The organism is Photobacterium obscurum, assembly GCF_026191635.1.
Classification (GTDB): domain Bacteria; phylum Pseudomonadota; class Gammaproteobacteria; order Enterobacterales; family Vibrionaceae; genus Photobacterium; species Photobacterium obscurum.
Map to the genome: position 1 here is coordinate 1 of NZ_JAKRRW010000004.1, position 13,098 is coordinate 13,098.

The 13,098-nt window shown below is 46.3% G+C and carries 5 protein-coding genes and 2 tRNA genes; 6 read left to right on the forward strand and 1 reads right to left on the reverse strand.

The window, feature by feature from the left end:
• The 5 genes from MD588_RS06095 to MD588_RS06115 all read left to right on the forward strand — a co-directional run.
• A partial coding sequence (locus MD588_RS06095) for a tandem-95 repeat protein (protein WP_265696117.1) occupies positions 1 to 6,097 on the forward strand: 6,097 nt, incomplete at its 5' end.
• 123 nt (positions 6,098 to 6,220) lie between these two features.
• A tRNA-Ser gene (locus MD588_RS06100) sits at positions 6,221 to 6,311 on the forward strand.
• Positions 6,312 to 6,353: 42 nt separating this feature from the next.
• A tRNA-Asp gene (locus tag MD588_RS06105) sits at positions 6,354 to 6,430 on the forward strand.
• Between the two features lie 795 nt (positions 6,431 to 7,225).
• A complete protein-coding gene (locus MD588_RS06110; RefSeq protein WP_265696118.1) occupies positions 7,226 to 7,942 on the forward strand; it encodes a response regulator transcription factor in 717 nt (238 codons plus the stop codon).
• Between the two features lie 26 nt (positions 7,943 to 7,968).
• Complete coding sequence (locus MD588_RS06115) at positions 7,969 to 10,800, forward strand: hypothetical protein (RefSeq protein ID WP_265696119.1); 2,832 nt, start codon at positions 7,969 to 7,971, stop codon at positions 10,798 to 10,800.
• A gap of 266 nt (positions 10,801 to 11,066) precedes the next feature.
• On the opposite strand, the gene MD588_RS06120 is transcribed toward MD588_RS06115, so the two are convergent.
• Positions 11,067 to 11,963, reverse strand: a complete 897-nt coding sequence (locus MD588_RS06120; protein WP_265696121.1) for a LysR family transcriptional regulator — start codon at positions 11,961 to 11,963, stop codon at positions 11,067 to 11,069.
• Positions 11,964 to 12,153: 190 nt separating this feature from the next.
• Between MD588_RS06120 and MD588_RS06125 the strand changes: the two genes are divergently transcribed.
• Positions 12,154 to 13,098: a porin gene (locus tag MD588_RS06125; protein WP_265696122.1), complete on the forward strand. Its 945-nt coding sequence runs from the start codon at positions 12,154 to 12,156 to the stop codon at positions 13,096 to 13,098.

A 13,098-nucleotide genomic window follows, 5' to 3' on the forward strand; every position in this document is an offset into this window, starting at 1 on the left:
CTTCACCCTGAGTGAGGTAAGCAATGACTTTGTTGCTGACGATATAACTATTGAAAATGGTGTATTAAGTGATTTTACCGGTTCGGAGGCTAGTTACAGTGCGACATTAACGCCATCCGATGACGGAACGGTAACAGTGGATGTGGCAAGAGGTGCCTTTACCGATATGGTTGGTAATGAAAGCATGGCCGCAAGCCAGGTTACGGTTAGTTATGATGGTAAATCGCCTCAGCCGGTTATTTCAAGTAATGCGAACGCAATAACTAATGCTGACTTTGTTGCCGAGATTAACTTTGGTGAGCCTGTTACGGGCTTTAGCCTAGATAAGATAACCGTCGTTAATGCTAGTTTGAGTGTTCTGGTGGACAAAATTGATGGGCAATATCAGGTTACCGTAACGCCGAATAGTGATGGAATTGTGTCACTTGATGTGGCTGCCGGAAGTGTTACTGATAGCGTTGGAAATAGTAACCTGGCTGCCGAACGTTATAGTTTGGAATTTGATGGTTCCCGTCCTTATATTCAGCAGATGACTCCGGATGATGATGCCGGAAATGTTCAGCATAATGCTTCGCTGGCGTTGGTCTTTAATGAAAGCCTCAGTGCCAGAGCAGGTAGTATCAGTATCTATGATGCTGCTGATGATAGCTTACTTGAAGCGATAGATCTGAGTAGCGAGCAGGTTGTTATTGATGGTGCGAAGTTGTCTATCGTGCCTCTTGCTACATTTACCCCAACTCATAGCTATTACGTCCATATCTCTTCTGATGCCTTGTCTGACAAAGGTGGCAATACCTTCGTCGGTATTGATGATTCAACCAGCTATAACTTTACTATCGGTAATAATGCACCTCAGGTTACAGGGGATACGGCAACGGTAGCAGAAGATAATAGTGTTGCAATTGTTGTGCTGGATAATGACAGCGATAGCGACAGTGAAATAAACCTTGCCAGTGTTACCGTCACGACTCAGCCAGCTTTTGGCAGCACCAGTGTAAATACGGGAACAGGTGTGGTGACCTATTCTCCAAACGAGAACTTTGCAGGCACTGACAGTTTCTACTATCAGGTGGACGATGTGTATGGTGGTCAGTCAGAAGTGGCTAAGGTTACGGTTACTGTAACAGCTGTTGATGACTCTCCTGTTTCTGTTGCTGATGTGGCGTCAACAGACGAAGAGCGGTCTGTGCTTATCGATATTCTCGCCAATGATACGGATCCTGATGAGGGTGATAGTGCAGACAGTAATACCTTGGCTATAGTGGGTCAGCCTAGTCACGGTAGTGTAACCATTGAAGAGGGGCAGATACGCTACAAACCGGATGAGAACTACATGGGTAGCGATGTCTTTACTTATACCGTACGAGATAGCAGCGGGCTGCTATCCAATGTCGCTGAAGTAAGGGTCAATATCGCGGGAGTTAATGATGCACCAATGACAGTTTCTGATGAAGCTGTTACCGATGAAGATACTGCAGTTGAGATTTCAGTGTTAGTTAATGACAGTGATATTGACGGTACTGTGGATGTTGCAACCGTTGCGGTAATCCGTCAGCCGAACAGTGGTGCTGTAGGTGTATCTGAGCTCGGTGTGGTGAACTATACGCCAAGGGCCAATTTCTATGGGCCGGATAGCTTTACTTATGTGGTGAAAGATAACGAGGGAGCGGTTTCAGAAGCAGCTACTGTGAGTTTGACCGTTAATAGCGTCAATGATGCACCTGTGGCGAATGATGACATTGCAACATTACTCGAAGACAGCACCCATTCAATCAATGTCTTGGGTAATGATGACGATGTTGATGGCCAGCTGAATAGCGGTAGTGTCACTGTTACCAGTCAACCGGATCAAGGTGACGTCAATGTTACCGAAAGCGGGGCGATTTTGTTTACGCCGGTTGGAAACTTTTATGGTGAGGATAGCTTTACCTATCAGGTTAGCGATGAGCTGGGTCAGGTATCGAATACGGCGACTGTTACGATCACTGTGCAATCGGTGAATGATGTGCCGCTAGCTAACAATGATAGTGCTAGTACGTCTGAAGATAGCGCGATTACCATTGATGTTATTGTTAACGATAGCGATGTAGATGGCAGCTTGGATACCACGACATTGACTATCGGTAGCGCTCCGGCTAGCGGTACGTTGCGTGACAATGGTGACGGCACACTTACTTATACGCCGGATGAAAATAGCCATGGCACTGACAGTTTCACTTACACTATCAGTGATAATGAAGGAGGCGTATCCAACATCGCGTCAGTGACTATTGAAGTTGAGGCGGTTAATGATGCGCCGATGCTGTCAGGAACTCCGGCAACGGAAGTAGCTCAGGGGGATAGCTACAGCTTTATCCCTCAAGCTAGTGATATCGATGGTGACAATTTTACATTCAGCATTAACAACCTTCCGGATTGGGCTGAGTTCGATTCCTTCGCGGGTACCTTGAGTGGCAGTCCCGGTAACGATGATGTGGGCACTTATTCTAACATTGTGATTAGTGTGAGCGACGGAGACGAGACTGTGTCCCTTCCCGCTTTTGCAATAACCGTCACCAATGTGAATGATGCTCCGACGATCGATGGTACGCCGTCGACACAAGTCGATGAAGATAGCCGCTATTCATTTACGCCAATAGCGGCAGATGTTGATGATGACACTTTGACCTTTAATATTGCCAATAAGCCTGATTGGGCAAGTTTTGATACTAAGACCGGTATGCTTACTGGTACTCCGACTAACAGTGATGTTGGTTTGTCGAGTGGCATTGTTATCACTGTTACTGATGGTGAAGAAAGTGTCTCTCTGTCAGCATTTAGCATTACAGTTACTAACGTAAATGATACTCCTGTTGGTGAATCATTGACCGTCAGTGTTGCTGAAGATAATAGTGTCATGCTTGCACCAAATCTGCTGGATATTGATGGTGATACGCTTGGACTTCTTGTGACGGCTTCTCCGATGCACGGTTCTCTGGAAAGTAATGGGTTGGGCTGGCGTTATACACCGCAAACGAACTATTTTGGGGATGATGAATTTAGCTATCAGGTAACGGATGATCAGTCAGTATCGACCACCTACTCGGTGGCGATTACCGTTACTTCGGTCAATGATATTCCGGTCGCTGTGGACGACAGTTTTGTGGTGACGGCAAATAGCAGCGGCAGTTACTTGCTGGATGTACTGAGCAATGATACTGATGTCGACAATGATGGTTTGCAGCTTGAGTGGGTCAGCGCCGAGTGGGGAGCTGCCGCTATTCAAAACGGTACAGTGCTGTTTACCGCCCAGGAAAGCGGAACGTTAACACTGGGTTATAGCATCACAGATGGCAACGGTGGGAGTGATACCGGTCAGGTTCGGTTGACGATAGAAAGTGATGCTTTGCAGCCACCTAAGATCACGCCTCCGGAAGATGTGGAGCTTAATGCTACGGCGCTGTTTACCAAGGTTGATCTTGGTGTTGCAACAGCTCGTGACAGCAACGGCAATGCTTTACCGGTTTCATTGGTTGATAACCAGACTTTCTTTAAACCGGGTAATAACATCGCGTACTGGCGCGCCGAAGACTCTCAGGGGAATATAGCAGAAGCAAGCCAGAAAGTGACAGTTCACCCACTGGTGACAATTGCTAAAGACAGCGAAACGACGGAGGGGACTTCGCATAATGTGAAGGTATTCCTCAATGGTAAGCCGCCTAATTACCCTGTCGTTATTCCCTATACCGTATCTGGTACCAGTGACCAAAGCGACCATGACTTACTGAGTGGTAATGTGGTGATCAATAGCGGTATGGCCGGCAAGATCCAGTTCAGCATATTTGAAGACCTGGATGTGGAGGGGAAGGAAACTCTGATTATTACCTTAGGCCAGGACGTCAATCTGGGAAGTAAAACAGAGTATACACTGACAATCAATGAACAAAATGTCGCACCGAAGGTGGCGATATCTGTCGTCCAGCAATCAGAGCAGCGACAGCTTATTGAGAGTAGTGACGAGCTTGTTACTGTCATAGCTCAGGTGACCGATGCTAATACAGGCGATAGCCATGATTACCAATGGACGAATGAGGGCTCTCTGCTGGTGGACACGAGTTCGGATCCTGAGCAGTTTGTATTCTCGCCAGCTCAGCTTAGTCCTGGTATCTACCTTCTCAAGTTGGTGGTAACAGATAATGCAAGTGAGCCGCTGTCGGTATCGACGGATATCTACATTGAGGTGATTGAGCAGCTCGCTGTATTGGGCAGTGAAGATACCGATGGTGACTTGATCCCTGATAATCAGGAAGGATTCTCGGACGCCGACAATGATGGTATTCCAGATTATCAGGATGCCATCAGTGAGTGTAATGTCATACAGGAGCAAGCCATTGAATCAGGACGTTACCTTGTTGAAGGAGACCCTGGGGTTTGCTTGCGCAAAGGGGTAACCCTGGCGGGCAATGCAACTGGCGGCGCCCAGCTGCTTGAAAGTGAGATTTCGGCCAAGCTTGGGGATGATTCTGAGGCGAATAATATCGGCGGCATCTTTGATTTTGTTGCTTATGGTTTGCCTCAGATAGGGCAGAGTTATCAGGTTGTTTTCCCTCAACGCCTCCCTATCCCAGCGAATGCTGTATATCGAAAATTCAGACAAGAAATGGGTTGGGTTGATTTTGTGGTTGATGCACATAACTCACTCTCTTCAACTCAAGGTGAGGCGGGGTATTGTCCTCCCCCTGGCGATAGTAGCTGGAACATTGGTCTGACAGAAGGCCATTGGTGTGTGCAAGTGACGATACAGGATGGTGGCCCGAACGATGATGACGGAATTGCTAACGGTAGCGTTATTGATCCTAGCGGTGTTGCTGCGAGAGCCAGTGAGAACACCTTGCCAGTTGCCCAGAATGATACTGTCACATTAAGCCGAAATAGCAGTGCAATGATCGATGTTCTTGCCAATGACAGCGATGCTGATGGTGATGTAATCGACATCGCTAACGCAACTGCGGATTTCGGTGCCGTTGTCATAGAAAACAATCAGCTGAATTATACTGCGGAGGATACATTTTATGGTGTTGCAACTGTCAGTTACAGCATTACGGATAATAGTGGTGGTACCGGTTTTGCGAAGGTCACTATAAATGTAGTGAATAGCTTGTCACCGGTAGCCGTGGATGATCAGGCTGCCACAGATGATCAAACCGTCCTGGTTATTAATGTGCTGGGCAACGACAGTGATCCGGACGGTGACAGCCTGACAGTTGTTGCTGCAGAGGCTCAGAGCGGCCAGGTGAGCATCAATACAGATCAAACGCTAACCTATGTGCCTAAAGAGGGCTTTGAAGGCATTGATACAATAAGCTATCGCATTCGTGACCTGAACGGGTTGGAAGCAACGGCCGTGATCAAAGTACAGATCAGCTTGAAGCGCTCTGTTGTGATTGAAAACGAGGCCGGTGGAGGCTTAGGAGGAGGTATCGTCATGTTACTGGCACTGTTGGGCTTTGTCCGTCGTTACAACCGAAAACGCTGGCTGGGGGTGTTGTTTTTTCTGAGTTTTCATAGCCAGGCCGACTGGTTTATTGAGTCAGATTTAGGTATTAGTAATGCCCATGAAAGTTCAGAAGTGAAGGCTGATGCTGTAACGGATTTTGATGATTCCGACTTCTACTGGACGCTAGGTCTCGGTTATGAGTTTAGTCCGGATTGGAAGCTGACGGTACGCTATATTGATCAGGGGAAAGGTAGTGCTACGCTTCGTAATAGTACGGCTTCTGCGGAGGAGTATCATCAGAGTGTTACCCGAGTTACTCCTGTTCTGGTCAGTGGTGTGGGGCTTGATATTGGCTATTCGATCTGGCAGATAGATGCCTTCAATGTGGCCGTAAATATAGGTGGGATGAACTGGGAGGCGGATTTTGAGAGTACCTATCAAGGAAATACAATCAAATCCGATGATGATGGCATTGACCCTTACCTAGGGGTTGAGCTCGGCTATGACATTAATAGAAATTGGGTGATAGGACTGGGGGCGACTCGGTATTTTATCGATGCTAATAATGTCGATAGTTTTGCCCTGAAGTTGAAATACCGCTTTTACGAAGGGGAAAACTAGTCTTATAGAGGCTAACTTCAGCGCAGAGAAGTTGTTTTTGTTCAACCTTTAACCGGTTGTTTGAAAGAGCGAAAAAACAGCTTTACAAGTTTCGGATAGCCCCGTATTATTCGCCGCACTTACGGAGAGATGGCTGAGTGGTTGAAAGCACCGGTCTTGAAAACCGGCATACGTTTGTAGCGTATCTAGGGTTCAAATCCCTATCTCTCCGCCATATTCTAGAAGTTTGATTTAGTATTGAGCTTCACAAAGAATTGGAGCGGTAGTTCAGTTGGTTAGAATACCGGCCTGTCACGCCGGGGGTCGCGGGTTCGAGTCCCGTCCGCTCCGCCAATGATTTAAGCCTGATGCGAAAGCATCAGGCTTTTTCATTTTTAACGCTCCCGAAAGTGCTGCGCACTTTTTCGCGGAACTAGGCGTCCCCGCCGGAATGCCGGACCATCAAGTCCGTCCGCTCCGCCACTACAACGAAGGCTCAGTCGAAAGACTGGGCCTTTTTTGTCTTTGAATCGCGACCAGAGCCCTTCGCTCTCTAGGTCTCGGCACTGGCCGTGCGCGTTGAGTCCCAGCCGCTCCGCCACTACAAACTAAGCCTTAGCAGAAATGCTGGCTGGGGCTTTTTTATTCGTTGAATTCAGGGGAGGGGCCTTGCGATCGAATAAGTTATCATCGATAAGCCGACCTCAACAGCGTGCAAATGCAGTTATGGTTCTGAAGCTAAACTGACAGATCAATAGCCTCAGGTTGTGGGTGTTATAAGATGTGGTAGTAGGTTGGCTGAGCTAAAAAGGAGCTATGTCACTCATCGTGTTTTTTTCGTTATGCCTTTAAGTTTGATTCGGCTGTTTTTTATACAAATCAGAAGGGCTTAGTTAAACTTTTTTATATGTAAATTACGGAACACATCACACAGTAGGCGTCATAATTTTGACGATCTTGAGGGCTATTTCCTGCTTTTTCCCGAAATAACGACGCATTATTCTATTTTTCATCCATTTCTTTCAATAATTTCTGCAAGAACCATATCGTTTTTTTAATCAATCTTGATTTACAAGCAAAAAAAATCAAGTAACATACGCGCGGTAATGTACGTTGTTCGATTGATATTCTATGTAAGATCAGTGAATTATGAAAATAGTATTAGTGGAAGATGACCTAAGCCTTCGAGCTCAGCATGAAAGTTACCTGACACAGCATGGATACGAGGTACTGATTACGGAACAATCATCGGCTGCAGAATTGATAACTGCAACCGACCCTGAGTTAGTTATTATTGGGCTGAACAAGCTTGGAAGTGATGGATTGGGCTTATGTCGACAGATTAGGCCATTTGTTTCTAGTAAAATCTTGTTTTTAACCGCGTGTGACGATGATATCGAGCATGTTGCGGCTTTAGAGCTCGGTGCCGACGATTTTATTCAAAAGCCGATTTCGCTTAGGGTTTTGTTGGCGCGGATCAGAATGCTCACCCGCCGCCAACCCGTTGAGAGTGATGACAATCAGTCGAGCAACCAAAAGAACATGCAACTCCATTGCGAACAATTAACTTGTGGCAATTTGAAGCTCGATAAGAAACGTAAAAGTTGTGTGTTGGCTGAACAGTCCGTTTTGTTGACTGCCAGCGAGTTCGATTTACTGTGGCTACTGGCGTCTAAAGCGGACGAAGTGCTGTCTCGTGAGTTTTTGGTCAAAGCGATTCGAGGCATTGAGTATGATGGCATCGATCGCACCATCGACAATAAGATTGTCACATTGCGTAAGAAACTTGGTGATACTCCGTCTTTGCCAAGGAAAATTATTACTGTCAGAAGTAAGGGATACTTGTTTTCGGCAGATAGATGGTAGTGATCGCGTTAATTTAGGACAAAAGCATGGCAGGGAAGACATTTAAACAGACGTTAACAGGTATGCTTGTTGGCATTGGCCTGTTATCGGCAACGACGGTGAGCGCAACGCCTGTTGCCTGGGACGCCGAAGGCAAAGTGTGGTTAAGCCAGCAATCAGAACATTTTTCTGTTCATTTTGTCGATGGGCACCAACAAAGTGCTGCTAAAGCTCTGGATATTGCGGAGCGAGTACATCGTGAGATGAAGCCTTATTTTCAGTCGGCACCAGAAGAGCGGACTGAAATGGTGCTGGTTGATGATTTCGACTTTTCAAATGGTTGGGCGACACCACTGCCATTTGCCCAGATACGTTTGTTTATGAGCCCACCTGAAGATGGCGGTGACCTTGCTACCAGCGATGACTGGCTGCACATGCTGATCCGCCATGAATATGCTCATATCATGCATATGGAGCTTTCAACGGGAGTTCCAAAGGCTCTTCAACATATCTTTGGCCGCCAAGGTTTTTTTTTCCCGCATGCTTTAACTCCTTCTTTATTGCTTGAGGGGTTGGCAGTATATCTCGAGACCAACAAAGAATTGGGATATGGCCGGCTTCAAAGCAGTCAATATGCAATGAAAATGCGCATGGAGGTCGCAACTGGCGAGTTAAAAGATCTTGATCAGGTTGCGGTGGCCGATCGTGAGTGGCCTCTGGGCTATAAGTACCTTTACGGTGCGTATTTTATTGAGTACCTGACATTAACTTATGGCGAAGAAAAGGTTCAGCAGTTTTTGCAGAGCTATAGTCGCCGGATCATTCCTTACTTCTTGATTCACCGTACTGCCCGCCAAACCTTTGGTAAAGATTTCGATACCTTGTGGCAGGACTTCCAATCTTATCTCGAGACGGAGTTTTCACCACAACTTGCTCAGTTGCAACAACAGTCGGTGACAGGCAAGGACTTACAACTCACTCCATTTTTGCAGGTGGTGAGTGCTAGTGAGCAAGGCTTGCTGGTTAATCGCAACAATGGCGACGACCGTCCTGAAATATTAATACTAAGCCCAGAACAAGCTGAATGGCAGAGCGTAACAGCGAGCAAGAACATAACTGCGATGGCCTCTCATCCGCAGTCTGGCCTGGCCGTATCACGCATAGTTCACTATGCCGATGGCAGAAGCTATAACGATCTGTTTGTGTTCCGCGATGGGGGCTGGCAGCAGCTGACCGAGCGCCAGCGTTTTCGTACCGTCCGTTGGATGCCTGATGGCAACCAGTTGATTGCGAGCCGAAAGGTGGCAGGTGTGAGCGAGTTGTGGCTGCTTGATGCAGAGCCTTCGGGAGAATCTGTAAGGATTTGGCGTGGTGATCTCGAGACGGTACTTGGGAATTTTGATATTTCGCCTACCGGAAAAGATCTAGTCGCGGCAGTGAAGCGCCCTCGGCAGGGGTGGAATCTGGAAAAGCTGGATCTGATCACTCACTCGTGGACTGCACTAACCGATACCAAAGCCTCAGAAAGCAGCCCTACATATTTGCCTGATGGTCGAATTACCTATAGTGCCGACTATGACGGGGTGTTTAATATCTACGTGTTTGATGAGCACCGTAATCAGGTAGAGCAATGGACGCGGGAAACGGGCGGGGCATTTCAACCTGTTTGGCAACCCGATGCGGGGCTGGTCTATCAGGCATATGAAAGTCAAGGTTACCAACTACGCTATCTGGCGGAGCCTGAAGTTTTATCAACTCAGTCTATTGAAGATCTGCAAGGTCGTTATAATTACCCGCCTGCTGTTGATTTGACGGCCGAAAAAAATGAACCTGAGCCGTATAGCCCTTGGTCAACGTTGCGGCCTCATAACTGGCTGCCGTTAATTTTTGCTGATGATGTGAGAACCCAGCTCGGTGCATTGACCTTCGGTTCAGATGCATTGGGGCGCCATAGTTATCAATTGACGGCTACATGGGACGTCGACAACGAGTTGGCCGACTTTAACGCCGTATATAGCTATGATAATCGCTGGCTTTTTACTCTGAACAGTAGCCATAGCTTCGACAAGCTGACGTTCGACAATGACAGCGGTTACCGCATCACCCGTGATGACTATATGCTGGTACAGCGCAGTCATATTTTAACGGCGTTCGAGGATCAGCTTAGTCTTCATGCCGGCGGTATTCTGGATAAGGAAAGCCTGGTTTCACAGCCTGATTTTGCTCGCATGATCGCCTATAAGGAAAGTAACGAAACCCTAGCTGGTTTGGCATTAACGTACGATAACCGTGAAGCCTACCTGAACGTGCCTGGCATTGGCTGGGGCCACTATCTTGATGTTGTGGCTGAGACTAACGAGTTGTTCAATAGTGACTTTGAAGGGCAGAAGTATCAGGCTCAGTGGAAGGGGACTTGGGATTTACCGGGCAGAATGACGCTGACAGCAAGACTTGGCGGCGGTTATGCGGATGATGAAGCGAAAAGTTTCCGTCTGGGGGGCAATGACTTAATTGAAGAGTCCCGTTTATTTGGCCGCGACATCCAAGCACTGCGTGGTTACGACGAGTCGGCGCAGCGTGGTCATCGTTATGCGACACAGCGACTGGAGCTTAAAACCTGGCTGACTCGTTTTGAGCGTAACTGGTCACTCTATCCTGTTGGTCTGGGCGATCTGTCTGGTTCTGTGTTTGTCGACTCGGGAGCCGCTTGGGATTCTGGTGATGACATCAAGCAGCTGACAGGTGCCGGTGTGCAAATGACGCTTGAAGCGAAGCTCGGTTATAATCTTACCCTGCCGGTTACCCTTGGTTATGCCTATGGTTTCGACGACGAAGAGGGTAAGGATCAGGTCTACCTTTCGGTCTCTGGGAGTTTTTAATTAGCATAGATACCAGATATTGTTGTTAGCTTTTTCAATATCTGGTACCTCTTTTCATTGCAATATCTCGTTAACGTCCGCGACTTATTGACACAAAGCCCTGTTATTACCCAATCTATCTAACTCTTTAAGAGAATTATAGCCAGTCAGTTAATACGAGTTTAAATTACTTTGGTTAAACAATTCGTCAAGTTTCTGGGTTTATTATTACCAAGACTTATTCTTAGAATAGCGCTGTGGTTTACCTTCGGTTACCGATGATGTAGTTAACCTTCATTTGTGGTTACAAAGCTCTTATATTCATCAATGAAAGTTCTGAATCGTTTTGTCATATGCTCCCGTGAACGATAAACAATATACATATCCAGCTGTTTATAAATATCATCGCCGAAGACATTAATAAGCTTTCCCATTGCCATTAAATGCGTGACCTGGCTTTGTGGCAGCAGAGCAATGCCAATACCTTGTTCTGCCAGGTTAATGGCAACATCCACCGAGTCGGTGGTGACGGAGCCTGAAACCTGAATGTTTGTTATTTCTCCCGAGCTGTTCTGTAGCTCCCACTTTTTTTCCTTGCCTGGGCAATTTACGTTAACAATGCAATTATGGAAGGAAAGATCTTGTATCGATGTTGGGCTGCCGTGCTTTTCAATATAAGCTGGTGATGCATAACAGCGCATAATAAATGGATACACTTTGACTGCGATTAGTGACTGATCTTCTGGCAGAAAAGGCGATATCATCAGATCGCAATCTGCCATTTCTGTCAGCATTTTGGGTGTTAATGTCATCAGCTCCAGTTGGATATTGGGGTAGTCATTAATAAAGTCTGCGATGAATGACTGGCTTAGCCACCTGGCCATTGGGTGAAGGAGACCGAGCTTAATGCTGCCTTGGATTTTATTGACACTGCCATCAAGGCTTTCTAGTGTCTCATTCAGTTCTAATATTATGTTTTTACTTGTTTTTAATATCTTTTTTCCATGAGGGGTCAGGCTCAGCGAACGTCCTCCCCGGTGGAAAAGTTTGACTTTGAGTTCATCTTCTAGCGCCCTGATCTTCCGGCTTAGTGTCGGTTGTGCAACTCCTAGGCTCTGTGATGCAGAAATAAAGCTTAGGTGCTCTGCGACGACAGTAAACATTCGTAATGATTCAATATCCATAATCCCACCTGAAACACCATAAAAACAATTCGCACACACTGCGCTAACAAAACTATTGATGTAGATCTCATTATGCAAGTAATGAATCGCTGCTATTCAAAACCGTACATTCCTGACCTCATAGCTAATTGAATAAAATATTACCAATAACTCGAAGAAGACAATAGCGTTATACAATAGAAGAGCAGAAATGAAAAAAAATAATTCAAAATATTTATTGGCAGCATTATTAGTACCTGCAGTTAGTTGGGCGGGAGATATTTCCCCGACCCTGTATGGAACTGTACAGGGACAAATTCGTTTAGAAGAAAGCAAAGATTATGCGAATGAAATTGATTATGCATCAGTTGGGGTATTCGGTTTTCATCAAATTGGATTTGTAAATACCCGGTATAAAGTTGAGGCAGAATATTCTCAAACCAACCCTGATCCAGAAGAGTCTGATGAAATTATTTTAAGTGAAGCTAACCTGCTATTACTGACCAAGGATTACGGCATTATCTATTTTGGAAATGGTGTGGTTGGCACTTGGAATGATTTGTACAAAAAGGTCGATATATTCGCATCTAATAATATGAAGCGGGCTGGTGGCAACTCGACATTGTTCCGTCAAAAATATTACGGGACGAACCAACTTGCTTATACCACACCGACATTCGGCAACCTTTCTTTCAAAATTGCGGCGATCACCCCTGATGAAGAAAATGGTGCTGACGTTGATGTATTTGGTCTTCGAGCCCTCTATAACACCGAAAATTTCAGCCTGGTGCTGAACCGTGCCGAGATGGACGAGAAATTCATTCCGACAGGTTATACCCGCTGGGCTCTGGCTTCCAGCTATCGCTTGGACAATGTCTATCTTGGGGGGATGGTCGAATATAACGATGATGATCCTGCCGGTGATAGCTCGGTGTATGCAGTATCGGGCAGCTATGCACTGAATAAGCTGGCCTTCAGGCTGGGCTACCAGACCAAAATCTGGGATAGCAGTGTTGATAACGAAGACGAAAGCCTGATTCTGGCTAGCGTCACCTACCAATATGATCCCAACCTTTCTGTTTATCTCGAAGCGGCGGACTACGCCGAAAACACCCAAAACGACAACCTAAACCTTGGTTTAACAGTGAGCTTTTAA